At 36.5% G+C, this 25,723-nt stretch carries 29 protein-coding genes; 20 read left to right on the forward strand and 9 right to left on the reverse strand.

Annotated elements, in window-relative coordinates; translation table 11 throughout:
* Positions 1-89 precede the first annotated feature (89 nt).
* The 14 genes from hemE to IIF7_RS11925 all read left to right on the forward strand — a co-directional run bounded on the left by hemE (position 90) and on the right by IIF7_RS11925 (position 11,673).
* A complete protein-coding gene (hemE, locus tag IIF7_RS11860; protein WP_084841912.1) occupies positions 90-1,118 on the forward strand; it encodes a uroporphyrinogen decarboxylase in 1,029 nt (342 codons plus the stop codon).
* Complete coding sequence (locus IIF7_RS11865) at positions 1,118-1,597, forward strand: DUF6973 domain-containing protein (RefSeq protein WP_084841913.1); 480 nt, start codon at positions 1,118-1,120, stop codon at positions 1,595-1,597. The genes hemE and IIF7_RS11865 overlap by 1 nt, the downstream gene beginning before the upstream one ends.
* 9 nt (positions 1,598-1,606) lie before the next feature.
* Complete coding sequence (locus IIF7_RS11870) at positions 1,607-2,005, forward strand: hypothetical protein (protein WP_084841914.1); 399 nt, start codon at positions 1,607-1,609, stop codon at positions 2,003-2,005.
* Position 2,006: 1 nt separating this feature from the next.
* A complete protein-coding gene (gene hemF / locus IIF7_RS11875; protein WP_084841915.1) occupies positions 2,007-2,909 on the forward strand; it encodes an oxygen-dependent coproporphyrinogen oxidase in 903 nt (300 codons plus the stop codon).
* Positions 2,900-3,607: a hypothetical protein gene (locus IIF7_RS11880; RefSeq protein WP_084841916.1), complete on the forward strand. Its 708-nt coding sequence runs from the start codon at positions 2,900-2,902 to the stop codon at positions 3,605-3,607. Before hemF ends, IIF7_RS11880 begins: the two co-directional genes overlap by 10 nt.
* Positions 3,608-3,622: 15 nt before the next feature.
* Positions 3,623-3,985: a four helix bundle protein gene (locus IIF7_RS11885; RefSeq protein WP_084841917.1), complete on the forward strand. Its 363-nt coding sequence runs from the start codon at positions 3,623-3,625 to the stop codon at positions 3,983-3,985.
* A gap of 57 nt (positions 3,986-4,042) precedes the next feature.
* Positions 4,043-5,029 carry a porphobilinogen synthase gene (hemB, locus tag IIF7_RS11890; protein WP_084841918.1) on the forward strand — a complete coding sequence of 329 codons (987 nt, stop codon included), beginning with the start codon at positions 4,043-4,045 and terminating at the stop codon, positions 5,027-5,029.
* Between the two features lie 241 nt (positions 5,030-5,270).
* Complete coding sequence (locus tag IIF7_RS11895) at positions 5,271-5,624, forward strand: hypothetical protein (protein WP_139801319.1); 354 nt, start codon at positions 5,271-5,273, stop codon at positions 5,622-5,624.
* A gap of 106 nt (positions 5,625-5,730) precedes the next feature.
* On the forward strand, positions 5,731-6,213 hold the full coding sequence (locus IIF7_RS11900) for a hypothetical protein (protein ID WP_084841920.1): 483 nt from the start codon (positions 5,731-5,733) through the stop codon (positions 6,211-6,213).
* Between the two features lie 139 nt (positions 6,214-6,352).
* Positions 6,353-7,492, forward strand: a complete 1,140-nt coding sequence (locus IIF7_RS11905; RefSeq protein ID WP_084841921.1) for a CNNM domain-containing protein — start codon at positions 6,353-6,355, stop codon at positions 7,490-7,492.
* Positions 7,440-7,919, forward strand: coding sequence for a methylated-DNA--[protein]-cysteine S-methyltransferase (locus IIF7_RS11910; RefSeq protein ID WP_084841922.1), 480 nt, complete (start codon positions 7,440-7,442; stop codon positions 7,917-7,919). The genes IIF7_RS11905 and IIF7_RS11910 overlap by 53 nt, the downstream gene beginning before the upstream one ends.
* A gap of 66 nt (positions 7,920-7,985) precedes the next feature.
* Positions 7,986-9,134 carry a serine hydrolase domain-containing protein gene (locus tag IIF7_RS11915; protein ID WP_084841923.1) on the forward strand — a complete coding sequence of 383 codons (1,149 nt, stop codon included), beginning with the start codon at positions 7,986-7,988 and terminating at the stop codon, positions 9,132-9,134.
* Positions 9,134-10,846 (forward strand): DUF4153 domain-containing protein, encoded by a 1,713-nt coding sequence (locus IIF7_RS11920; RefSeq protein ID WP_084841924.1) that lies wholly within the window; start codon positions 9,134-9,136, stop codon positions 10,844-10,846. The genes IIF7_RS11915 and IIF7_RS11920 overlap by 1 nt, the downstream gene beginning before the upstream one ends.
* Positions 10,847-10,950: 104 nt before the next feature.
* Positions 10,951-11,673 (forward strand): 3'-5' exonuclease, encoded by a 723-nt coding sequence (locus IIF7_RS11925; RefSeq protein ID WP_084841925.1) that lies wholly within the window; start codon positions 10,951-10,953, stop codon positions 11,671-11,673.
* Here the strand turns inward: IIF7_RS11925 and IIF7_RS11930 are convergent.
* From IIF7_RS11930 to IIF7_RS11970, 9 genes are all read right to left on the reverse strand, one after another.
* On the reverse strand, positions 11,668-12,321 hold the full coding sequence (locus IIF7_RS11930) for a CoA transferase subunit B (RefSeq protein WP_084841926.1): 654 nt from the start codon (positions 12,319-12,321) through the stop codon (positions 11,668-11,670). The two genes, IIF7_RS11925 and IIF7_RS11930, sit on opposite strands and share 6 nt — an antisense overlap.
* Before the next feature lie 44 nt (positions 12,322-12,365).
* The gene (locus IIF7_RS11935; protein ID WP_084841927.1) at positions 12,366-12,722 is read right to left on the reverse strand and encodes a four helix bundle protein; all 357 of its coding nucleotides are present in this window, start codon (positions 12,720-12,722) and stop codon (positions 12,366-12,368) included.
* A 40-nt stretch (positions 12,723-12,762) separates the two neighbouring features.
* Complete coding sequence (locus IIF7_RS11940; protein WP_084841928.1) at positions 12,763-13,464, reverse strand: CoA transferase subunit A; 702 nt, start codon at positions 13,462-13,464, stop codon at positions 12,763-12,765.
* 202 nt (positions 13,465-13,666) lie between these two features.
* Positions 13,667-15,988 (reverse strand): penicillin-binding protein 1A, encoded by a 2,322-nt coding sequence (locus IIF7_RS11945; protein ID WP_084841929.1) that lies wholly within the window; start codon positions 15,986-15,988, stop codon positions 13,667-13,669.
* Between the two features lie 5 nt (positions 15,989-15,993).
* Positions 15,994-16,485: a gliding motility lipoprotein GldH gene (locus tag IIF7_RS11950; protein WP_084841930.1), complete on the reverse strand. Its 492-nt coding sequence runs from the start codon at positions 16,483-16,485 to the stop codon at positions 15,994-15,996.
* Positions 16,475-17,644: a PSP1 domain-containing protein gene (locus IIF7_RS11955; protein WP_084841931.1), complete on the reverse strand. Its 1,170-nt coding sequence runs from the start codon at positions 17,642-17,644 to the stop codon at positions 16,475-16,477. The genes IIF7_RS11950 and IIF7_RS11955 overlap by 11 nt, the downstream gene beginning before the upstream one ends.
* A 216-nt stretch (positions 17,645-17,860) precedes the next feature.
* Positions 17,861-18,892, reverse strand: coding sequence for an oxygen-dependent tRNA uridine(34) hydroxylase TrhO (trhO, locus tag IIF7_RS11960; protein ID WP_084841932.1), 1,032 nt, complete (start codon positions 18,890-18,892; stop codon positions 17,861-17,863).
* Between the two features lie 30 nt (positions 18,893-18,922).
* Positions 18,923-19,153 carry a ferredoxin gene (locus IIF7_RS11965; RefSeq protein WP_084841933.1) on the reverse strand — a complete coding sequence of 77 codons (231 nt, stop codon included), beginning with the start codon at positions 19,151-19,153 and terminating at the stop codon, positions 18,923-18,925.
* A complete protein-coding gene (locus IIF7_RS11970) occupies positions 19,153-20,394 on the reverse strand; it encodes a peptidase U32 family protein (protein WP_084841934.1) in 1,242 nt (413 codons plus the stop codon). Before IIF7_RS11970 ends, IIF7_RS11965 begins: the two co-directional genes overlap by 1 nt.
* A gap of 309 nt (positions 20,395-20,703) precedes the next feature.
* On the opposite strand from IIF7_RS11970, the gene recA reads away from it, so the two are divergent.
* From recA to IIF7_RS12000, 6 genes are all read left to right on the forward strand, one after another.
* Positions 20,704-21,723 (forward strand): recombinase RecA, encoded by a 1,020-nt coding sequence (gene recA / locus IIF7_RS11975; RefSeq protein ID WP_084841935.1) that lies wholly within the window; start codon positions 20,704-20,706, stop codon positions 21,721-21,723.
* A 116-nt stretch (positions 21,724-21,839) separates the two neighbouring features.
* Positions 21,840-22,331, forward strand: coding sequence for a hypothetical protein (locus tag IIF7_RS11980; protein WP_084841936.1), 492 nt, complete (start codon positions 21,840-21,842; stop codon positions 22,329-22,331).
* 154 nt (positions 22,332-22,485) lie between these two features.
* Entirely contained in the window at positions 22,486-22,959 is a 474-nt protein-coding gene (locus tag IIF7_RS11985; protein WP_084841937.1) for a hypothetical protein, read from the forward strand.
* Positions 22,960-23,092: 133 nt separating this feature from the next.
* A complete protein-coding gene (locus IIF7_RS11990) occupies positions 23,093-23,548 on the forward strand; it encodes a hypothetical protein (RefSeq protein WP_084841938.1) in 456 nt (151 codons plus the stop codon).
* Between the two features lie 71 nt (positions 23,549-23,619).
* Positions 23,620-24,162 carry an RNA polymerase sigma factor gene (locus IIF7_RS11995; RefSeq protein WP_084841939.1) on the forward strand — a complete coding sequence of 181 codons (543 nt, stop codon included), beginning with the start codon at positions 23,620-23,622 and terminating at the stop codon, positions 24,160-24,162.
* Entirely contained in the window at positions 24,159-25,646 is a 1,488-nt protein-coding gene (locus IIF7_RS12000) for a hypothetical protein (protein WP_084841940.1), read from the forward strand. Before IIF7_RS11995 ends, IIF7_RS12000 begins: the two co-directional genes overlap by 4 nt.
* Positions 25,647-25,723: the final 77 nt, after the last annotated feature.

The following is a 25,723-nucleotide window of genomic DNA, read 5'->3' on the forward strand; positions in this document are numbered from 1 at the left end:
AAGAATAAAGGTTAAATTTAAATCCCTCGATGAGGGAAAATCTTACCCTCTTTATAGTGGGGAATACATTGAAGATAAACAACAAAAACATGATTAAAAACGATCTTTTCTTAAGAGCTTTAAAAGGAGAAACGGTAGAACGCCCACCAGTTTGGATGATGCGCCAGGCAGGTCGCTACTTACCAGATTTTATGAAGCTAAAAGAAAAATACGATTTCTTTACACGTTGTCGCACGCCAGAACTTGCTGCAGAAATTACGACGATGCCGATAGAGCAGGTTGGTACAGATGCTGCCATTTTATTTAGTGATATTTTGGTGGTACCACAGGCAATGAACGTAGAAATTGAGATGAGACCCGGTGTTGGTCCTTTTTTACCAAACCCGGTTCGCAGTCCGCTTGATGTTAACGACATAATTGTTCCAGATGTGTACGAGGAGTTAGGTTACGTATACGACGCTATAAAATTAACCAAAGAACGCCTTAATGATGAAGTTCCGTTAATTGGATTTGCAGGTTCACCGTGGACGATCTTATGTTACCTGGTGCAGGGACAGGGCTCTAAGAATTTTGATAAAGCAAAAGAATTTTGTTTTAAACGCCCAGATGCGGCACAGGTATTACTTCAAAAAATTACCGATACTACCATTGCTTACCTTAAAGGTAAAGTAAAAGCTGGTGTCGATGCGATACAGATCTTTGATTCGTGGGGAGGTTTACTTTCTCCAACAGATTATCAAACTTATTCCTGGAAATATATTCAGCAGATTATCGATGCTTTAAAAGATGAGATTCCGGTAATCGCTTATGGTAAGGGTTGTTGGTTTGCGCTAAAGGAAATGTCACAATCTGGCGCTGCTGCTTTGGGTGTAGACTGGACGTGCTCTGCTATTAACGCAAGATATTTAAGTGGTGGACAAATAACGCTTCAGGGAAATTTTGATCCTTCAAGATTATACTCTACCCCACAGGAAATTAAGAAAATGACCACCCAAATGATCGACGAATTTGGTAAAGATCGTTATATCGCCAATTTGGGACACGGCATTTTACCAGATATTCCGGTTAGAAATGCGCAGGCATTTGTAGACGCGGTGAAAGAATACAAGCCTAGATAATGGCAATTGGGGCAAGAATACGGCAGCTTAATTTTAAAGAGATCTTTATTCTGCTGAAGTTATTCCTGCCCCAACCATTTTATATTTTCCCAACCTATCGCGCTACCAGAGAAACATTAAAGCTTTGCGACAGGCTTTTTGGGAAAAAACATTATCAGGATAATCGGGAAAACGCTTTTAGGCACGCCTACTGGAACTTTCTAATTGCTGAAAAAGTTTTTCAGAAAAATAATTCGGTTGAAGAATCGATAATCTGGGCAAAGAAAATCACTGATCTGCATGAGCGAATGGCTCCAAATAAAGCCTTAGCGCGAGCAATGGATCTTCATAATAATGATGTGGGACGGAATATCTTCAGCAATAATCCTAAAGAAAATGCCGTTGAAAGACTTCAGGATTTAATGATTTCCGCAGTAAAAATTACAGAACCAGAGCTATCGAAATTCGATAAAAATCAACTTGTTTTTATAGAGGAATAACCTAAGATTATGCTGAACAAAAATTACAGGGACGAAGAAAAAGAGCGCATCGACGAGCAGCTGCGATCGATCATGGAAATGGGCCATATTCCTGAAGAATGGGAGGAAATTCGGCTTAATTTAGACCGAAAACTAAAAGAGGCACTTAGCATTGGCTTAGATGAGATCGAAAATCTTCCTGAAGAAAAATTAATGGAAATTTTAGCGAATCTTGACTTAGAGTTTTCGCATTACGAAGCGCTTGGTGATATTCTTCTTAAAAGTATCGAGTTAGAAGCTGAAGAAAAACAAGCCGATCTTGCACAAAAAACGCTTCTAATTTATAAAACCGCACAAGAGGTAAGTCGCACTTTTTCGTTTAGTCTCACACAAAAAATTAATGAAGCTAGAAGTTGGATAAATGATTAGCATGAAAGACCAATTTTATCAATATATACAGGATCTCCAGGACACAATAACTTCGAAACTGGAGCAAATTGACGGAAAAGCAAAGTTTAAAGAAGACCTTTGGAAACGTAAAGAAGGTGGCGGTGGCCGTACGCGAGTGATCGAAAACGGAAATATTTTTGAAAAAGGTGGCGTTAATATTTCAGCAGTTCATGGGCCTTTAAATCCTGCGATGCAAAAATATTTTAATGTTGGCGATGTTAACTTTTTTGCCTGCGGATTAAGTTTAGTGATTCATCCTAAAAATCCTATGGTCCCTACCGTCCATGCCAATTGGCGTTATTTTGAAATGTACGATAAAGAAGGAAACACGCTAGACCAGTGGTTTGGCGGCGGGCAGGATCTTACACCTTATTATCTTTTTGAGGAAGATGCGATTCATTTTCATCAAACATCGAAAAATGCCTGCGATAAACACCATCCTAAATTTTATCCTGAATACAAGAAAAAATGCGATGAGTATTTTTGGAATGCACATCGTGATGAAGCCAGAGGAATTGGCGGATTGTTTTTTGACTACCTGAAAGATAGTGAAGAACATAGTATAACTGACTGGTATAATTTTGTGACTGAAGTTGGCAACAGCTTTTTGGAAGCTTACGTACCGATCGTTGAAAAAAGAAAAGACCTTGAATTTAACCAAGATCAGCGCGACTGGCAGGAAGTTCGTCGCGGTAGGTATGTAGAATTCAATTTGGTACATGATAAAGGAACATTATTCGGTTTAAAAACCAATGGCCGAATTGAAAGTATTTTAATGAGTTTACCACCGCATGTGCAATGGGTTTACGATCACCATCCCAAATCCGGCAGCGAAGAAGCCAAGCTTATTGAAGTTCTGGAAAAACCGAGAGAGTGGGTGTAGGAAGTGGACAGTTTACGGTGGACAGTTTACGGTGGACAGTTTACGGTGGACAGTTTACGGTGGACAGTTTACGGTGGACAGTTTACGGTGGACAGTTTACGGTGGACAGTTTACGGTGGACAGTTTACGGTGGACAGTTTACGGTGGACAGTTTACGGTGGACAGTTTACGGTGGACAGTTTACGGTGGACAGTTTACGGTGGACAGTTTACGGTGGACAGTTTACGGTGGACAGTTTACGGTGGACAGTTTACGGTGGACAGTTTACGGTGGACAGTTTACGGTGGACAGTTTACGGTGGACAGTTTACGGTGGACAGTTTACGGTGGACAGTTTACGGTGGACAGTTTACGGTGGACAGTTTACGGTGGACAGTTTACGGTGGACAGTTTACGGTGGACAGTTTACGGTGGACAGTTTACGGTGGACAGTTTACGGTGGACAGTTTACGGTGGACAGTTTACGGTGGACAGTTTACGGTGGACAGTTTACGGTGGACAGTTTACGGTGGACAGTTTACGGTGGACAGTTTACGGTGGACAGTTTACGGTGGACAGTTTACGGTGGACAGTTTACGGTGGACAGTTTACGGTGGACAGTTTACGGTGGACAGTTTACGGTGGACAGTTTACGGTGGACAGTTTACGGTGGACAGTTTACGGTGGACAGTTTACGGTAAAAAGCTGTTCGCTTTTTAACTTTAATTAATTACAATGATAGATTATAGAAAATATACCGTTTGGCAAAAGTCTCATCAGTTAGTTCTTGAGATATATTCACTTACAGCATATTTTCCTGAATCTGAAAAATTCAATCTTGTGAGTCAGATTAAGCGAGCTGCAGTTTCTATACCAACCAATATCGCCGAAGGATGCGGAAGAGAAACTCAGAAAGAATTAGTAAGATTCTTGTTTATTTCTTCTGGCTCTGCTCACGAACTTGAATACTTACTACTCCTCTCGAAAGATTTAAAATATATTAATCAGGAAAAATATGAAGCGGCATCAGCAAAGATTATTGAGATCAAGAAGATGCTCGCTTCGCTTATCCGAAAAATAAATTCAACTATACATTAAAGTTTGCAATTAGCTGTAAATGTAAACCGTTAACTGCAAACTATTAACTATACAATTATGCTTAGAAGAAACCGAAGATTACGTACAAATGAAGCTATTCGTAGCTTAGTGAGAGAAAGCCTGGTAACTCCAGATGATTTTCAGGCACCATTATTTGTGGTAGAAGGAAGTGGAATTAAACAGGAAATCGCCTCAATGCCTGGATATTATCGCTATAGCCTTGATTTACTGAAAAAGGAAGTACAGGAATTATGGAGTTTAGGTATTAAATCGGTGTTACTTTTTGTAAAAGTTGAAGAAAAACTAAAAGATAATCGAGGTACTGAAGCTGTAAATCCAAACGGATTAATGCAACGCGCTATCAAAACGGTTAAAGAAATCAATCCCGAAATGATCGTGATGACCGATGTTGCGCTGGATCCTTACAGCGAATATGGTCATGACGGAATTATCGAAAACGGAAAGGTTTTAAATGATCCTTCTGTAGAAGTTTTAGCGAAAATGGCCTTATCTCATGCTGAAGCTGGTGCCGATTTTGTTGCGCCAAGTGATATGATGGATGGCCGGATCTTAGCTATGCGCAATATTCTTGAAGAAAACAGCTTTTTCAACACAGGAATTATGAGTTATAGCGCAAAATATGCTTCGGCTTTTTATGGCCCATTTAGAGATGCGCTGGATTCTGCTCCGGTAGATGCTCAAGATATCCCTAAGGATAAAAAAACTTACCAAATGGATCCTTCTAACCGCGATGAAGCAATCAGAGAGACTTTGATGGATATTGAAGAAGGTGCAGATATCGTTATGGTAAAACCAGGATTATGCTATTTGGATATCGTTAGAGATTTAAAAAATACTGTAAATGTTCCAATTTCAGTTTACCAGGTAAGTGGAGAATATGCCATGATCAAGGCTGCTGCTGAAAAAGGATGGTTGGACCACGATGCCGTGGTGATGGAACAACTAACAGCGATTAAAAGAGCGGGAGCCGATTTTATTTCAACTTACTTTGCAAAGTACGCTACGAAATTACTTCAGAGATAGTGTTTAGAGCTTAGAACGCTTCGCTTTTAGATATTAGAAAATAGACTTAAACCTCACAGATTTTTAAAATCTGTGAGGTTTTTTTGTTATTCAAATTTAAATATTTGGAATTGAATTTACTTTTTTTCGCCTATTCATGAACCACTAATAAGATCGATTTGAAAAATAGCTAAAAGCTGTAAGCTAATATTTTTACCAATATTTTAATTTTCCACATTCGGTTTTTTAGTAAATTTACATCGTGAAATTCAACAAAATACATATATCTTTTTCCTTGGTGCTTATTGCTTTATTAAGCGCCGCGGGAATTTCACAACCGCAAACTTCAGCTTACGTCTATCAGGATTCAGCAAAAACCACACATCGTTTTCAGCAGTCTGATATTTCAAAAGCTTTTGTATTTGAAGAACCTGGAAATTACAATGTGCAGGCAGACCAGGAAGATCCTGGCTTTTTACCTGTATTTTTTCGAAGCAGTTTTCAGCTGGAATCCGGAAAAATTCCGCAGCAAAAACTAATAATTTCATGGAATTTCCTGCAGGATCAAAAAAGCATGCTGGAGACTCAAATATTTCCATTCCACTTCTTTTCATAATTGATTTAATAATTATTTGGTGCTGATTTTTCAGCAAAACAAGCACGAAAACCAATATATATTGGGACTCATGCGTGTATTTATAATTATTAAAATTCAATAAAAAATGGAATTATCTTCAACAATCATTGGTGTTTGCCTGTTTGTACTATTTATGGGCCCAATATTTTACGCATTATATCGTCAAGGCTTAAAAGAAAAGAAATCTAAAAAAGCACTTCAAAACCTTGCAAAAGACCATAATATTAATCTGGATTATACTGAAATTTCTAATTCGTTAGTTTTAGGATTAGATAAAACTCAGCATAAACTTTTAATTCTGGAACCGGCAAATGCCAGTCAACATCAACTTATAGACCTATCTGAGGTCAACAAAACCAGTGTTATTAAACGCAGTGTTTCTTTTACAGAAAATGAAAAAAGAAAAACAAAAATCATCCAGGTAAGTATAGAATTACTCTCTAAATCTAATCACAAGCGCATTACTGAAATTTTGTTCTACGATGAAGATGGCGCAGATAATTACGACATGGAAACCCAGTTGTTCGCAGCTTCTCGTTGGAACAATCTTATCCAGGCAAGCTTATAGAAAATCTTTAATTGGTTGAGTTGTTGAAAGAAAGCTGTTCTTTAAATTTTAGAGAACAGCTTTCTTATTTTATAATTTCTTTCAAAAATTTTAGTTTTTTAATAGTTAATTTAGTTGTCTTAAAATCATAAGACAACCAATGGGTTTACTCCTTATTTTTGCAGCAACTTCTATATTTTTTTCTTTTATGTGTTCTATTTTAGAAGCAGCACTGCTTAGTTTTACCCCATCTTACATCAAAATAAAAAAGCAGGAAGGGAAGCATTATGCCGAGGTTTTAGCAAACTTTAAAAAAGACATTGATAAACCTCTAATTGCGATTTTAACCATTAACACCGTGGCACATACCGTAGGTTCTATTTTGGTAGGTGTACAGGCTGAAAAAACCTATGGTGATGGCAGTAATGCAGTAGGTATTGTTTCTGGATTATTAACACTGGGAATTTTAATCTTTTCTGAAATTATCCCAAAAACGCTTGGCGCAACCTATTGGGATAAAATGGGATCTTTTACCGCAACCTCCCTTAGATTTATGATCGCTCCACTAAAATATACCGGTATTTTATGGCTTTTGATGTTAACTACTAGACTAATTGGCAAATCGGCAAAAGTGAATACAATGAGTAGAGAAGAATTTGCCGCTATTACCGAAGCCGCAGAAGAAGAAGGCGTTTTTGAAGAAAACGAAAGTACGGTGATTAAAAATATGCTCGTTTTTAAATCGGTCGTTGCAAAAGATATTATGACACCATTTTCAGTAGCCATTACAGAAGATGAATCGATGAGTATAGAAGATTTTCACCATTCCCATAAAAACCTAAAATTTTCCAGAATCCCGGTTTATAAGGAGAAGTCGAATAATATTACCGGCTTTATTCTTAAAGACGATGTGTTGGAAGAGATGATTAAACAGAATGGAAAGGCAAAATTAGAGAGTTTAAAACGTGAAATTTTTGTCACCACATCTGAAGTTCCTATCCCAGATCTCTTTGACATTTTTATTAGAAAACGTACCCATATTTCTATAGTTACCGACGAATTTGGGAATGTTGTTGGCCTGGTAACCATGGAGGATATTATTGAAACCTTACTTGGTTTGGAAATTATGGATGAAAGCGATAATATTGAAGATATGCAAAAACTTGCGCGAAAAAGTTGGGAGCGCAGGGCAAAACGTTTAGGATTAATTCAACGTCGCGAAGAAGCACAACCTGAAGATTTAAAAGATGAAGAGCACCTATCTGAAGACACCACTGGGAATCGCCAAAATAACGGGTGATAATGAAGGTGTTGCTGAAATAAAAATTGAAGATCAAAACATCGAATTTCAGGAAAACGAAGATCTGCCAGATACTATACTTCAGGCAAAATCTCAGTTAAGGGAATATTTTGAAAAAAAGCGGAAAAATTTCGATTTTAAACTGAACCCGAAGGGCACACAATTTCAGCAAAAAGTATGGAAAGCCTTATTGGAAATTCCTTTTGGAAAAACCAGTTCTTATATGGAACTTTCTAAAAAACTCGGTGACCCAAAAGCGATAAGAGCAGTCGCATCAGCTAACGGTAAAAATCCGCTTTGGATCGTTGTTCCCTGTCATCGTGTAATTGGTAGTGATGGTTCGCTTACCGGTTATGCCGGCGGATTACACCGTAAAAAATGGTTATTGGAATTAGAGAGCCCTTCACCACAGCAAAGTTTATTTTAGACGAATTTTGATAGTATTTAAAGTTTAAGCTAGGTTTTATTTCTTCAGAATCCGTAATTTTAGATTATGAAGAAATTTTTAAGCTTTCTAAAGTACTTTTTTGGTATTTTAATCTTACTCATCGCGCTACTTTATATATTCGATTATGATTATATACTGAAGGGAATTAAGGTCACTTATTTAAAAGGGCATAAAACTGCGTATATCGATGATTATCCTGAATTTGATAATCGCATAATTGAAGCAGATAGTCTACATCCACAGCCCTGGCCAGAAAGCACAAATTACAACTCGGTTAAAGCGACCGATTCTTTAGAAAAACTAAACAAAGAACTAAATACCGCTGCTTTTTTGATCATTAAAAACGACAGTATTTGGTTTGAAAAATACTATGATCATTATTCGGTTAACAGTAAAACCAATTCGTTCTCGATGGCAAAAAGTGTGGTTGTTGCGCTTTTAGGAAAAGCTATTCGTGACGGTTATATCACAAGTATTGATGAGCCGGTGAGTCATTTTTTTCCGCAGTTTGATATTCGGTTAACAGTGGGTGATTTAGCATCGATGTCGTCCGGACTTAATTGGGACGAGAGCTATTACAATCCTTTTGGACAAACCGCAAAAGCCTATTTTGATGATAATATTCGGGACGTGATCCTAGATCTTGAAGTAACTGGAACACCCGGTAAAAAGTTCAAATATCTTAGCGGAAATACCGAGCTTTTAGCGATGGTTTTGGAAGAAGCAACTGAAAAAACACTTTCTGAATATTTAAGCGAAAGTTTTTGGCAACCTTTGCGAATGCAGAGCGACGCATTTTGGCAACTAGACAGTGAAGAAAGCGGAATGGAAAAAGCCTATTGCTGTATCGCCAGCAACGCACGAGATTTTGCAAAATTTGGCAAGCTTTTTAAACAAAATGGGCAATGGAACGGGCAACGACTTATTAATCCTTCTTTTGTTCGGAAAATGAAAAACCCGGCATTTAAAGATGCTCCATATTACGGATACGGACTTTGGCTTAGCGACTACAAAGACAAAGAAATCTTTTATATGCGCGGAATTTTAGGGCAATACGTTATAGTGATTCCAGAAGATGATTTGATCATCGTTCGATTAGGCCAGGGACTTTTAAAACGTAATGGAGAAGAGAAACATAGCCCAGATTTTTACAGGTATATTGATGAAGCTTATAAGTTGATTAACCCGAAATAATGAGCTATTTAAAAGAACTTCCTACTAAGATGAATATTGCCTTTAAGCGCTTTCCAACAACATTGATCTGGGTAATATTCGGCTGCGCTTATTTGATTGTTTTAATTGAGACTGATTCAAATTTGTTTAGAGAATTTTATGCAGAAACTTTAGTCTTAATCCTTGGCGTAAGCTGGCTAATTGGAATTCAATTTTTAAATGAAAGCTTTTCCAATAAATTAGTTACTATCCTATTGAGATTTGCGACAATAATTGGCTTGTTCCTTTACTATTGCAGCCTACCTGATTATGAAAACTCTACAGATATTACCTTCACTAGATGGTTTGTATTACTAGTTGCTGGACACATTTTAATATTCTTCGCTCCTTTTATCAAGTACTGGAATATTTCAGATTATTGGAATTATTTACAAAGAGTTATTACCGCAATTTCGAGAAGTGCCTTATTTTCAGGAATTATTTATTTAGGCCTATCTCTCGCATTATTAGCTGTTGAAAATTTATTTACAGTAGACATCCATGAAGAGATTTACTTAGATCTCTTAATTATTTGTCTTGGTATTATCAATACGTTCATCTATTTATCCGATTTCCCAAAGGATATTTATAATACACGGCAAATTAGATATTCGAAAGCATTAGATGTATTGATAAAGTATATTTTAATTCCCATCATCCTTCTTTATCTTATAATTGTTTATGCTTACTCGTTAAAAATTCTATTCTCTTGGGAACTCCCAGAAGGTTGGGTTTCATATCTGATAACTATACTTTCTATAAGCGGTTTTATAATTCATATCATCATAGCCCCCATAAGACAAAAACATGAAAATTTAATTATCAATAAATTTTATCCCTTCTTTTATTTGTCGTTATTTCCATTGTTAATTTTACTTTTTACGGCAATTCTAACCAGAATATTCGAGTATAATTTTACTGAAAACAGATACTTTATACTTCTTATATCTTTCTGGATTTTTGGGATAAGCCTTTACATATTGTTAAGCAAAAAGAAGCAATTATCAATCGTATTTATTAGTCTTTTCATTCTTGCTCTTTTGAGCTTATTTGGGCCTTGGAGTGCTTTCAATGTTTCGATTAAAGCACAGAGTAATGAATTAGTAAATCTTATTCAGAAAACAAAAAATGAAGAACTTTCTGAAAAAGAAATTGAACAGTTTATTAATATATCGAGATATCTAAAAGATCGTAGAAAATTAAATGTTGTAGATAATGCTCTTGGATTTAAAACTGACTATATCACATCTTACTATAATGCGGGAAATTTAATTTTAGATTCAATTTATGGAGTGAATAAATATAGCAGTATCATAGAAATTGGAAATAATAACTATTTCTACTACAAAAATTCTAAGGATCGAGAAATCGATATAATTGGTTTCGAAAAAATAGTTGAGCTTTCACTAGCTAATCAATCAAAAGAGAATAACATCATTGAAGTTGAAGATGGCTATATTAAGTTTTCGAGATTTGGTCAGGAACTTTTTAGATACTCTATTATAGACGACCTAAAAAATAAGATTAACAAATATCAAAACTTAAATAATGTTCCAACAGAAGAATTTGAATATTATTTCAATAATGAAAATGGAGATTTTAAACTGATCATAAATTCCATAAATGGAAACAAGAACAATAAAGAATATGAAATTAATTCTTGTAAAGTATTAATTCTGATGAAATTGAATTAATCCCTTTCCCAATCCAAAATAAGTAAACTACCTCGGGGTATTGTATACACCCTTTGGCGGTGCCAATAAAAGTTGTATCTTCAGAATATTGAAAATCAGCCTTTATGCAACTTCAAAAACTCAATTTAGAGCATATTTTATTTTTGGACATTGAAACCGTTCCAGAATATGCTTCTTTTGAGGAATTGGATGAAATAAAACAGGAACTTTGGGCCGAAAAAACAAAATACATCAGGAAAGAGGAATATTCTCCGTCTGAATTTTATCCAAGAGCAGGCATTTGGGCCGAATTTGGTAAGATTGTATGTATTTCAGTAGGATTTTTAAGTTTTAAAGACGGAATTCGTGATTTTCGGCTTAAAAGTTTTTCTGGCGATGAAAAGTCGGTTTTGGTCAATTTCAGCGCACTTTTAAACGAACATTTCAGCAAGGCTTATCATCTTCTTTGCGCACACAATGGTAAAGAATTTGATTTTCCGTTTATCGCTCGCCGAATGATTGTCCATAATCTTAAACTTCCGGAGAAATTAAACAGTATTGGCAAGCGCCCATGGGAAATTCCGCATCTGGACACTATGGAACTTTGGCGTTTTGGCGATTACAAGCATTTTACCTCCCTAAAACTGCTTACCAACGTACTGGGAATTCCGTCACCTAAGAACGACATTGATGGCTCGCAGGTTTACGAAGTTTTTTATACTGAAAAAAATGTATCCAGAATTATCGAATATTGCGAACGTGATGTTGTTGCGATCGCTCAAATCGTGCTGCGACTAAAACAGGAAGCACTTTTAAAAGATTCAGAAATTAGCTCTGTTTCCTTATAAACTCATCTCTGGGATTTCTCCCTCAACAATTAGTTTTCCTTCCGTAGCGGCTATTATTTCGTCTACACTAACACCTGGTGCTCTCTCTAAAAGCTTAAATCCTTCTTCGGTTACTTCGATCACGGCTAGATTGGTTACAATTTTGGTCACGCAACCCACACCGGTTAAAGGCAGTGTACATTTTTTAAGCAATTTAGATTTACCAGCCTTATTGGTATGCATCATGGCGACGATGATATTTTCTGCGGAAGCCACCAGATCCATCGCACCGCCCATTCCTTTTACCATTTTCCCCGGAATTTTCCAGTTGGCGATATCTCCATTTTCAGCAACTTCCATTGCGCCTAAGATCGTAAGGTCTACATGCTTCCCGCGAATCATCCCAAAACTTAAGGCCGAATCAAAGAAACTGGCTCCCGGTAGTGCTGTAATTGTTTGTTTCCCGGCATTAATCAAATCGGCATCTTCTTCTCCATCTATCGGAAATGGCCCCATACCTAAGATCCCATTTTCACTCTGAAATTCTACTTCTATATCATCACGCACAAAATTGGCCACCAAAGTAGGAATTCCAATCCCAAGGTTTACATAAAACCCATCTTTCACCTCTTTAGCGATACGCTGTGCTATTCCGTTTTTATCTAACATAATTTAATGTGTTAATTTGATGATGTGATAATTTGGCGATTAAATTATCCTCTGCTTTTATTTGTTGAAATAATTCGACTAAGTAACCTTTGAATTGAAAGTAATTTTTCGTCCAATTCTTTATCATAATTTTTAATATGTTCGGAAGATTTACAAAGTAAAAGCCAGTACTCAACTTCCTTTGCTTCCTTATCAGCTATTTTTAGTTTATGACCAAAATCTTTTCGGCTTTCCGAAGATTGAGCTTCCCAAATATTTGCGCCAATAGAGGTTCCACTTCTAATAAGTTGAGAAGCAATCTCATAATGCTTTTGCTCTTTTAGTTGTTCGGAATAATCAATTATACCCAATGCAAACGCTAAGGATATATTTAAAATAATATTTTCTTTTTTGTACTCCATTCACCTCAACTCATTAGCATATTTTCGCATTACCCCATCATCACATTAACGTTCTCACCGTCCTTTTTTCAATTCGTTTTTCGTAATCTTTTCCTTCAAAAATTCGTTGTACAAATATCCCCGGAATATGTATAAAATTAGGATCTAATTCGCCGGGTTCTACCAGTTCTTCCACCTCAACCACGGTTACTTTTGCTGCGCCACACATCACCGGGTTAAAATTTCTTGCCGTTCCTTTAAAAATTAAATTCCCAGCCTTATCCCCTTTCCAGGCTTTTATAAAAGCAAAATCGGCTTTAAAAGCTTCTTCCAAAACGTACATTTTGCCATCAAATTCTCTGGTTTCTTTTCCCATGGCAACCTCGGTTCCATAACCGGCAGGTGTATATATTGCCGGAAAACCCTGTTGCGCTGCCTGGCATCTGGCAGCTAATGTTCCCTGCGGAATTAATTCAACCTCCAGCTCTTCACTCAACATTTGGCGTTCAAATTCAGCATTTTCGCCTACGTATGAGGACACCATTTTATCAATCTGTTTTTTCTGAAGTAATAATCCGAGTCCAAAATCATCAACTCCGGCATTATTTGAAATACAGGTTAGTTTTTTGATATTAAGACGAACTAACTCTGAGATTGCATTCTCTGGAATTCCGCTTAATCCAAAACCGCCAAGCATGAACGTCATCCCATCATGAACACCTTCTAAGGCTTCAGCAACATTATTTACCGTTTTACTAATCATCGATTACTATTTTACTTTAAAAATAGAGAAATTTCAAGATAATTGCAATATTTTAAAAAGTCCTTAATAAATTATCGATTTTGGATATTTAGAGAATATATTTTAATTCCGAAGAAAACATAAAAAAAGCCCAGATAGATATACTATCTGAGCTTTTAGTTGTCGTAAATAATCTAAGGGAAAAAACCCTTTAGATATCTTTTTAGAAATCCAGTTCTTCTACTACTCCGCTATCTGGATTATTTGATTTTCCGTAAGTATCGCAATCTACCGAGATGGATAGGTTCTCTGGTCGTTCGAACTCGTCTTGAGAAATATTTAAATCTTCGTTAGCATAAACGCTTTTCATATACATCCCCCAAACTGGCAAAGCCATTGTAGCTCCCTGTCCATAAGTAATCCCAGGGAAATGAACAGAACGATCTTCTGCTCCTACCCAAACTCCCGTTACCAGGTTTGGTACCATTCCCATAAACCAACCATCACTTTGATTTTGCGTGGTTCCCGTTTTTCCTGCAATGGGGTTTTTAAAATCGTAAGGATACCCTGTAACCGCTCTTTGATAATCTAATCGCACTTCTCTACCCGTTCCTCTTAAACGAGCACCAGATCCATAACGAGTTACACCTTCCATAAGATTTACAGTAACGTAAGCAGCTTCCTCGCTCATTACATCATAAGTTTCTGGCACATTTTGGAATAAAACGGTTCCGTTTTTATCTTCGATACGAGTGATTAGTACCGGTTTTACGCGAACACCTTTATTTGCAAACGTACTGTAAGCTGAAACCATATCGTAAAGACTAATATCTGCCGTTCCTAAAGCTATCGCCGGCCCGGTAGGGAAACCTTCAGTATCTATTCCTAATTTTGAAATCAGATTAATTACGTTACCCGGAGTTGTTTTATCAATTACTCGTGCTGTAACTGTATTTACTGAATTTGCCAAAGCTTCCTTTAAACTCATCATACCAGAATACACATCATCTCCACTACCTGAGTTTCTTGGTGTCCAGTCTTCGATATTACCATATTTCCCTTTTGGAATGGTAAATTTATTTAAAGGCAAAGTATCACAAGGTGACATTTTAAGCTGATCGATCGCAGTGGCATACACAAAAGGTTTAAAGGTAGAACCTACCTGGCGTTTCCCCTGTTTTACGTGATCGTATTTAAAATGTTTAAAATTAGTTCCACCAACCCAGGCTTTCACTTCGCCGGTTGTTGGATCCATAGACATTAATCCAGATTGTAAGAAAGATTTATAATATCTAATAGAATCTCTTGGCGTCATCGTAGTATCGATATCACCTTTCCAAGAGAAAATACGCATTTCGCGAGGCTCATCAAAAGAAGCTAAAATTTCTTCTTCAGATTTTCCTTCCTGCTTCATTTTCTTATACCTGGCCGATCTTTTTATAGAACCATCGATGATATTATTGATCATACTTTGATCGATATCCCTAAATGGCGCTGTTCTGTTATTTTTATTCTGACGATCAAATTCCTGTTGAATGTGAGCCAAGTGTTTTGTTACCGCATCTTCGGCATATTCCTGCATCTTAGAATCGATACTGGTGTAAACCTTTAAACCGTCGCGGTATAAATTATATTTTTCACCATCTGGCTTAGGATTTTCGTCTATCCAATCTGATAAAAATTGTCTCGTATATTCTCTAAAATAAGTCGCAATACCGTCATCATGTCCTTCAGGAGAGAAAGTGATCTTCATTTCTGTTTGCTGCAACGAATCTTTTTGCTGCTCGGTTAGAAAACCATTTTTATACATCTGTACAAAAACCTGATTTCTTCGGTTTTCAACCAAATCTGGGCGACGTACTGGATTATATAGAGCAGAATTCTTTAGCATAGCTACTAAAACGGCAGATTCCTCTAGCTTTAGATCTTTAGGCTCTTTATCGAAATAAATTCGGGATGCTGAACGTACCCCAACCGCCTGGTAAAGGAAGTCGTATTTATTCAAATACATCGTAACAATCTCTTCCTTGGTGTACTGTCTTTCTAAACGAGTTGCAATAACCCATTCTTTCATTTTCTGAAGCACACGCTCAAAAGTATTATCTGTAGAAAAGTCTTCTGTAAATAACTGTTTTGACAACTGCTGAGTAATAGTACTCGCTCCACCTTTAGCTCCTAAATAAACTGCGGCACGAACAGTACCACGAGCATCGATCCCGGCATGTTTGTAAAAACGCTCGTCCTCTGTAGCTACCAATGCCTGCACTAAATGCTGCGGAAGATCTTCGTATTTAATTGGAGTACGATTTTCACGATAGTATTTCCCAAGAGTCTCTCCATCTGAAGAAATTAACTCGGTTGCAAGATTGGTTTCAGGATTTTCTAATTCTTCAAAAGTGGGCATTTTACCAAATACGCCCCATCCTGCCATTAGAAAGAAAAAGATAACCGCAAGCACTCCGACACCAAAAAGTGTCCAGAAACCAATAATGTATTTACGATTGCTTTGCTTAGGTTTAGTTTGCTTTTTACGAGATTCAGCCATTTGCTCTAATTATTCTGTGTAGTTTTTTCTATTCTGAAACCAACATCTGTGATTCCGTCTAAATTTTCTATTTGGCTTACATCGCCATTTTTTCTCATGGCCTGCCTAATATTTACCTGATATTCTCCCGGTTCTGTAAATTTCACAGCTTCTTTATACCAAAGTTTGCTTTCTTTTAAATCACCAAAACCTGTACCAAGCCATTCACCATTAGGTAACGCCATTTCGTATTCTAAAGTATCACTAATTACCTTTCCTTTTGGAAACTGAATTTCGGTAATTAAATGTAGGTTACTATACTTATAATCGCTGTTATTTCTAACATTAATAAATAAGTTATAAGCCTTTAAAGAATCTAATTCTCCAATATTAAACGAAATAATCGAATCTTTATTCCATTGATTCACAGATTTGTATTCATCATAAACCCGCTTGGAATCACAGCTCCAAAAAACCAGGCTAAAAATGGCCAAAATCGGAATAATGTTATTTCGCATTTTTTGAGGAAGATGGTTTAGTTTTCTTTCTTCTTTTCTTATTTCTGCGTTTCTTTTTATTGTGTGGTTTATCGAATCTCGTTAAGCTATCCTGCCCAACAACATTATTGAAGTCTGGCTGCTCTTCTTCCATCTGAAGTACCACTTCAAACTCTTCAAGACTACCAATACTTTCTCTTTTCTTGTTCGATTCGATAATTTGATTAGCCTGATCTGCTGTTAGTTTATGCCACGTCATCCATTCACCTTCGTAGGCATACCATAAAAAGCCTTTAAAAATATCGATTTTCTGGCATACCGCGGTTCCCTTCTTTGTGTGAAGTTTGATATCAGACTTCGGAAAAGTTTTAAGAGATTCCAGATAGGTATCTAATTCGTAATTAAGACAGCATTTTAATTTACCACATTGCCCGGCCAGTTTTTGTGGATTTAGCGATAATTGCTGATATCTTGCCGCACTGGTACTTACAGACCTAAAATCTGTTAACCAGGTAGAACAGCAAAGTTCACGCCCACAAGAACCAATACCACCAAGTCTTGCAGCTTCCTGCCTTAGACCAATTTGGCGCATTTCTATACGGGTATTAAACTCACGCGCAAATTCTTTAATAAGCTGGCGGAAATCTACACGATCATCTGCCGTATAATAAAAAGTTGCTTTTGAAGCATCTCCCTGAAATTCGATATCGCTAATCTTCATACTAAGATTTAATCGAATTGCGATTTCTCGCGCTCGGGTTTTAATCTTCTCTTCCTTCGCACGAGCTTCTTCCCAAACGTCGATATCTTTTTGGGTTGCCTTGCGATAGATTTTTAAAACCTCATCGCTATCCTGGGCAACCTTTTTCTTTTTCATCTGGATTCTTACCAGTTCCCCGGTAAGGCTAACCATCCCAACATCGTGACCCGGTGAAGCTTCAGTAGCTACCACATCACCCATGCTTAGGCTAAGATTTTCGGTATTTTTATAGAAATGTTTTCTTCCGTTCTTAAAACGTACTTCAACACAATTAAAAGGTTCTATTCCGTTTGGAAGGGACATATTAGAGAGCCAGTCAAAAACCGTAAGTTTATTACAACTATCTGTTCCGCAGGTTCCGTTACTTTTACATCCTTTAGGCTTACCGTCTTTACCGGTAGAGCAACTGCTACACGCCATAAATGTTATATATCTTGATAAGGAGTACCAAAAAGCCGAATCTCTTTTTTAAAAACAACCCGATATCCCGACCATCAATCTCACTTCTAAATCCCGGGACCTCAAAGGTATATTTCAAAAATTCGGCTTTCTAATTACGCTCCTTTAGGTTTATAAATAAGTTCTTAAACAGTAAAGATACCAATATTAATTGGCATCACCATTTAGAACGCAGGCTTAACTCTTATATTTTAAAACTTCAGAGCGGCCTTTCTTAAATATTTTATTACTATTTCCTTTTCCTCTTCTAAGCTGTTTTTGCTCTTCAAAAGGAAGGGAATTTACTTTCATACAATCTTCGCTACAGCAATTATTCATTTCCATAGCGCACTCTTCACATTGGATAAAAAGAAGATGACAAGCCTCGTTGGCACAGTTCACATGGGTATCACATGGTTTACCACACTGGTGACAATGTGCAATCACATCTTCACTAATTCGTTCAGATCGACGATGATCAAAAACGAAATTCTTTCCAATAAACTTATTCTCTAATTGTTGATTTTTAACCTGGCGAGCATATTCTATAATTCCGCCTTCTAATTGATACACATTCTGAAAACCACGATGCTTATAATAAGCACTTGCTTTTTCACAACGAATACCTCCGGTACAATACATCAACAGGTTTTTATCCTCTTTATGTTCTTCAAGATCCTTTTCGATAATAGGCAAAGAATCTCTAAAAGTGTCTACATCTGGAGTTACTGCGCCACGAAAATGACCAATTTCACTTTCGTAGTGGTTTCTCATATCTACACAAACGGTATTAGGATCGTCTAGTAACTGATTAAAAGTAGCCGCATCTACATGAATTCCTTTATTAGTTACATCGAAGCTGGCGTCATTTAAACCATCGGCCACGATTTTATCACGAACTTTCACTTTTAATTTCAGGAAAGATTTTGAATCCTGTTCGATCGCAATGTTTAGGCGACATCCTTCTAAGAAATAGATTCCGTCGATAAATTCTTTAAACTCATTGAATCTTTTTGCAGGAACAGAAAGCTGGGCATTGATACCTTCATGTGCCACGTAGATTCTTCCCAGAACGTCCATAGAATTCCAGGCAACAAAAAGATGATCTCTAAAAAGATTGGGGTTGCCTATTTTTGCGTAGGCATAAAAAGAGAGCGTTAGCCTGTCTTCACCGGCCTCCTCGATTAATGCTTCTCTTTCTTTAGCGCTTAGTTTGTTGTACAGTTGCATGCTATACTAATTTTAAGAATTAAAGAAATATTACAGTTTTTTAGTGGTAATTATTTTTACCGGACAGGCATTTTGAGCCTGCAAACATTCGGCAAAGATACTATCATCGTGAGATTTAAGGGTATAAAAGCCTTTTTTTTCTTTAGAATGTAGTAAAACACTCTTCCCATCTTTCTTAGACATCTGAAATTCTGAAGGTGCCATCTCTACACAATAGTTACAGCCAATACATTTTTCTCGCTGCAATGTTACTACTACCATTAAGCCTTAACGATTTTATAGAGTTTATCTGAATTTCTTATTCTGAAGGGTAATTTTATCGTACAAGAATCTCCTTTCGATGCCATTTCTAATTGCTCGTCGTTCACCATCATTTCAGAAAGTTCTACTTCCTGTGCTCCTGTAGTTGGACCGGTAATTAATAGTGTATCGCCTAATTTTATATCGTAAGCTTCGATCTTAAATTCACCAATATTGGCTTTAGGGAAATAATGCATTCCCTTACCAACATAAACTTTCTTTTGCGTGGCATGAGATCCTGAACCTTCACTCCACTCCCCTAATTTTTGGCCTAAATAGTAACCACTCCAAAATCCACGATTATAGACTTTTTTAAGTTCTTCCATCCAGACTTCTACTTTCTCTTTAGAATATTCTTCAGCATAATAAGCATCGATCGCTTCACGATAGGTTTTTATCACCTTCGCAACATATTCTGGTGCGCGACCACGTCCTTCAATCTTTAAAACCTTTGTACCGGCATCGATCACCTGATCCAGAAAATCTAAAGTGCAAAGATCTTTAGGAGACATCATATACTCGTTATCCAGCTCGACCTCAAAACCACTTTCCTGATCGATTACTGTATATTTCTTTCGGCAATTTTGTTTACAAGCACCGCGATTAGCCGAGGAATTGTGAGAGTGTAAGCTTAAGTAACATTTCCCTGAAACTGCCATACACAAAGCACCGTGTCCAAAAATTTCAATTTCAACTAAATTTCCAGAAGGCCCTTTAATTTGTTCTTTTTCGATCTGATCGCAAATCTTTTTTACCTGTCGTAAACTAAGTTCCCTACTTAACACCATTGTATCTGCAAACAGCGCATAAAACTTAACGGTTTCGATATTGGTAATATTAATTTGCGTAGAAATATGAATTTCCATCCCTATCTGTCTCGCATAAGCAATTACTGCCTGATCCATAGCAATTACCGCAGTTAGATTTGCAGCCTTTGCTTTATCCAGCAATGTTTTCACGATAGAAAGATCGTGATCGTAAATTATTGTATTTAAAGTTAGGTAGGTACGAACGTTCTTAGCTTCACAACGACTGGCAATTTCTGGCAGATCGTCTATTGTGAAATTTATACTTGCCCTGGCTCGCATATTTAGTTGCTCTACGCCAAAATAAACCGAATCGGCACCATTATCCAATGCCGCCTGCAAAGACTCAAAATTCCCTGCTGGCGCCATAAGTTCTATCTTTCCTGTACTCGTCATTTTAATAAAATTATGGGGTGCAAAGATACATATCTTTCAATTATTGGTTACATTTAAGAAATCTCAAAATTTCTAAATCAAGAATCTGGAGACAGGCCCGCAAGGCATGAATTAGGAAAAGCTTTTTTTAATTTCGAAGCACGCCTTAGGGAATTAAACTCTTAATGAGGGATTACAACTTCAAAATCGATGTTTTCAGAATATATTTTTTCTGAAATAATTATACTGTGAATAATCCTAAGGATTTAAAATTGTGACCTAGTAAAACTTATAGTAATTTAGCAACTTGCAAAAAACAGGAGAACAAAAATGAGTAACGATAAAGAAAAAGACGCAAAACTAAAAGCACTAAAACTTACCCTGGATAAGATGGACAAAACCTACGGTAAGGGTACTGTAATGAAAATGGGAGATCAGGCGGTGCAGGATATTCCTTCAATTTCTACCGGTTCTTTAGGTTTAGACCTTGCTTTAGGTGTAGGCGGTTATCCAAGAGGTCGAATTATTGAAATTTATGGGCCAGAATCTTCTGGTAAAACAACCTTGACCCTTCATGCAATTGCTGAAGCTCAAAAAGATGGTGGTATCGCCGCTTTTATTGATGCAGAGCATGCTTTTGATCGTTTTTATGCTGAAAAACTTGGCATTGATATAGAAAATTTAATTATTTCTCAGCCAGATAATGGGGAGCAGGCTTTAGAAATTGCAGATAACCTTATTAGATCTGGGGCGATAGATATTATTGTGATCGACTCGGTTGCGGCTTTAACACCAAAAAGTGAGATCGAAGGAGAAATGGGAGACTCTAAAATGGGGCTTCATGCTCGTTTAATGTCTCAGGCGCTTCGAAAATTAACCTCAACAATTAGCAAAACTAACTGTACGGTAATCTTCATTAACCAGCTTCGTGAAAAAATTGGGGTAATGTTTGGAAACCCTGAAACAACAACTGGTGGTAACGCGCTTAAATTCTATGCTTCTGTACGTTTAGATATTAGAAGATCTACACAAATTAAAAACAGTAGCAGCGAAGTGATGGGTAATAAAACCCGAGTGAAAATTGTGAAGAATAAAGTAGCTCCGCCATTTAAAACAGCTGAATTTGATATTATGTATGGCGAAGGTGTTTCTAAAATTGGTGAAATTATCGATATAGGGGTAGACTATGAGATCATTAAGAAAAGTGGTTCATGGTTTAGTTACGAGGACACTAAGTTAGGCCAGGGTCGTGATGCTGTAAAAACTATCCTAAAAGACAATCCAGATTTAATGGACGAGTTAGAAGAAAAAATTAAAGAAGCCATCAAAGTAGCAAAAGAGCAAGCTTAAACTTCTTTAAATCATATAATTATAAAAAATCCCCAAATTGGGGATTTTTTTATGCTTTTTCTACGCAACCAATCCCTTTTAGTTACATCTAACAACAAACAAAACCCAAAAGTAAAATGAAGAAAATTAGTCTTATTTTAATCCTAGCCTTAACAGTAGTGAGCTTTGTTAGTTGTAGTGATGATGATGGCCCAAGTATCGCATATCAATACGCAGAAGTAACCGGAGAAACCTTACCAGATTTTTTTGATTTAGATGAAGAGTACGATATTACCGTTACTTATGAGTTACCAGATGCCTGCAACGAATTTTATACTTTTAATGGGGGCACTCATGAAGATGAAGATGATGAAAGCGTTTTAATTTATGATATTCAGGTTTTAACTTCTTACGACCCTAATGTAACTGAATGTACCGAAGAAGGTGAATTAACTGAAACAAAAACTCTTTTTGAAGATTTCGGAATACCTTCGGACTTCCAGTACGAAACAATACGTTTTCGTTTTTTAACTGGTGCAAACGAAGATGACGAAGCTGAATTTTTAACGGTAGATGTTCCGGTAGGAGAACCAGAAGCAGAAGATCCTGAAGAAACACCTGCTGAGTAAACTACCTCGAGTTATTATACCCTTTGGCGGTGCCAATAAACAAAAAAACAAATATCCTAAAAGCTGAAATTGTACAAAATTTCAGCTTTTTTTATTTTAAAAACGCAACCTTTTATAAAGTTGCCCATCTAATAACAAATAAACCATTAATAAAATGAAGAAAATTACCCTAATTTTAATCTTAACACTTAGTCTGTTTTCCTGTAGTATAGGAGATGATGAACCTAACGTTTCTTATAGCCCCGTAGGAATTTTAGATGCTACCTTGCCAGAATATTTTGTTATAGACCAGGAATATGAAATTGATATCACTTACGATCTTGGAAGTGATTGTAATAGCTTCCATAATTTCGAATATAGTTCAAGACAAGATCCAGAAGATAATTCTGTATTAGAATTTTATGTGAATGCTATCGTTTCTTTTGATCCAAGCAACACCGCAAATTGCACCGACGATGGTATAACCGAAACAGAGAATTGGACAGAAGATTTTGCAATAAACTCAGATCAATATGATACTATCCGGTTTAATTTTCTAAGCGGAAGAAATGAAGATGGTACCGCAGAATATTTAACTATAGATGTTTTAGTGGGCGAACCAGAAGAAACCGAAGAACCTACAGAATAAGCTAATGAAAATACCGTAGTTTTTTCTTAAAAGCTGAAATTTTAAAATTTCAGCTTTTTTTATTTACAACACGCAACCTTTTGGATTTTAGTGTATCTAAAGAATACAAAACACTAAAATATTTTATAGCCTAATGAAAAGATTATTATTAATTTTAGCATGCATCTTTACCCTAACCGGATGCTCAATAGACGATGATGGAGCGTCCCTATCTCTTAGCCTTGCTGAAATTACAGATGCCGAAATGCCCGAATATTTTGAAACCGGCGAAGTTTATAGTTTTCCCATAAGTTACCTGCCAGATAATGCTTGTGAACAATTTTATGGCTTTGATATAGACCGGGAAATTAATGGTAATGTACGCCACATTTACGTGTTTGCAGTAACCGCAAGATATGCAGATAGAACAAATTGCGATGATGCAACAGAGCAGGAAAGAGACCTAAGAGATATTGTTATTACCGGAGATGAAAATACCGAATATGTTTTTCATTTTTGGACTGGCGAAGAAAATGACGAAGCTCAATATTTAGAAATAACTGTTCCCGTTGGTGAACCGGAAGAAACCCAAGAACCAACACAAGAGTGAACTACCTCATGGCAATGAGGCTTTGAATACCAACTAACGAGTAAACCAACTAAACCAAGCATAATAATTTTTTGACGCTAGAAAAGCTCATAAAAAGATGTAAGCAAAATGATATTAAGGCGCAGGAAGAACTTTACCGCTTATATGCCGGTAAAATGTTTGGCCTGTGCCTAAAATATTCAGATAGCTATGCGCAGGCCGAAGACAACCTGCAAGATGGCTTTTTGACCATTTTCGACAAAATTGGGCAGTACAAACACCAGGGCTCTTTTGAAGGTTGGATGAAACGAATAATGATTAACACCACATTACAGAAATACAGAAAGGAAAAATTATATAGCATAACTAACGAAGATCAAATAGAAGAAACAACGGTAGAATACGAAGAATCTTCGCTGCCGTTGGATTTTCTACTAAGTATTGTGCAACAGCTGCCGCAACGCTATCGTGAAGTTTTTAACATGTATGTTTTAGACGGTTATTCCCACAAAGAAATTGCCGAAATTCTACAAATATCTGAAGGAACTTCTAAATCTAATTTATCTAGAGCGCGCAGCTTACTAAAAGAGAATATAGAGAGTAATCAACATAATTCTTCTGCAAAAACCCTATGAAAGAGAAAAAGAATATAGACCGACTTTTTCAGGAGAAGTTCAAAGATTTTGAGCAAACTCCAAGAGAGGACGTCTGGAAAAATATCGCAGAAAAATTACAGGAAAAACAAGATAAAAAACCTGTAATCTTACCACTTTGGTACAAACTGGGTGGTGTTGCAGCTGTTTTGGCTATAATCCTAGCCAGTGTTTATTTTTTACAAAATAGCCCTGCAAATTTTACTGAACCCCAAATCACTTTTGATATTGAAGAATCCCAACTTCCTACAATAGAAATGCCTGCGGATTCTCCTTTAAATAATGCCAATAAAACATTAGAAGAAATAACCAAAACCTCTAATAAAAGTGCTGAAGAAGCTAAAGAAAATGCAGCTTATTCTAATAACGCTGGTGCTGTGGCCAGCCAGAATACTTCAAACGCTTCAGGAATTAATACTTCTACTAAAAATTCAGATTCAGAAAAAACGAACAGAAATTCATCGAATATCGCATCTAATCAGTCAAATAACGACCAGGGATTAGCCATTCTTGAAAATAAAAAGAGTGATAAAAATATCGAAAATCAAGAGATAGAGAATGGCATAAACTCTTCAGGAGAAAATTCAGCTAAAAAAACAGAAGATTCTCAAATTGCGGCGGTAGATTCTACCAAAACAAAGGCAGATGAAGATTATGAAAACGCTGTCGCGATTTTTGAAGAAGCTAAAAAAGACCAATCAACTTCAGAAGAAACAAAAATAGCTTCTAAAGTAGGCAAAGTGAGTATTTCACCCTTTGCAGCACCCGTTTATTACGATAATTTAGGTAGCGGTAACCCTATAGATCCTTCTTTTGCAGGTAATCAAACCAACAGTGAAGTAACTATGGCATACGGAGTTAAAGTTGCTTATGCAGTTTCAGAAAAAATAAAAATTCGCTCAGGAATAAACAAAGTGAGCATGAATTACCAAACGCGCGATATTGCTTACAATTATGCGGTAGCTTCTAGCAGCCTGTCTACAATTAATTACGGTACAGGAGGTGAAAATATTAATATTGCTAGAAATAATGCCTCTAGCTCACCAGCCGATGTAAATAATGACTATTTAGAAAATGGTTTTGCATCTATGGTTAATATGCCTAGAGAAAATGGTTCTTTGAATCAGAATTTTGGGTATATCGAAGTTCCGGTAGAAATTGAATACAATTTGATCGACAAAAAAGTTGGGCTAAAAGTAATTGGTGGTGCCAGTAGTTTGTTTTTAGATGAAAATTCGGTTAGCGTAAATGGCCAAAACGGTAGCATCGAACTTGGTGAATCCAATAATTTAGAAAGCCTAAGTTTTACTACAAATATTGGGATGGGTGTAGATTATCAGTTAAACGATAAGTTTAAACTGAATTTAGAGCCTACCTTTAAATATCAATTAAACAGTTTTAGCAACACTAGCGGCGTTAATCCTTATTTCTTCGGAATTTATACGGGTTTTAGTTTTGAATTTTAATTCGAAAGTCGAAATCGCTTTTCTAATTCCATTTTCATTTTTGTTGAAATATCAATGAAGCCTGAAAATTATGTTTG

It is taken from the genome of Zunongwangia atlantica 22II14-10F7 (genome assembly GCF_002094855.1).
Lineage (GTDB): Bacteria > Bacteroidota > Bacteroidia > Flavobacteriales > Flavobacteriaceae > Zunongwangia > Zunongwangia atlantica.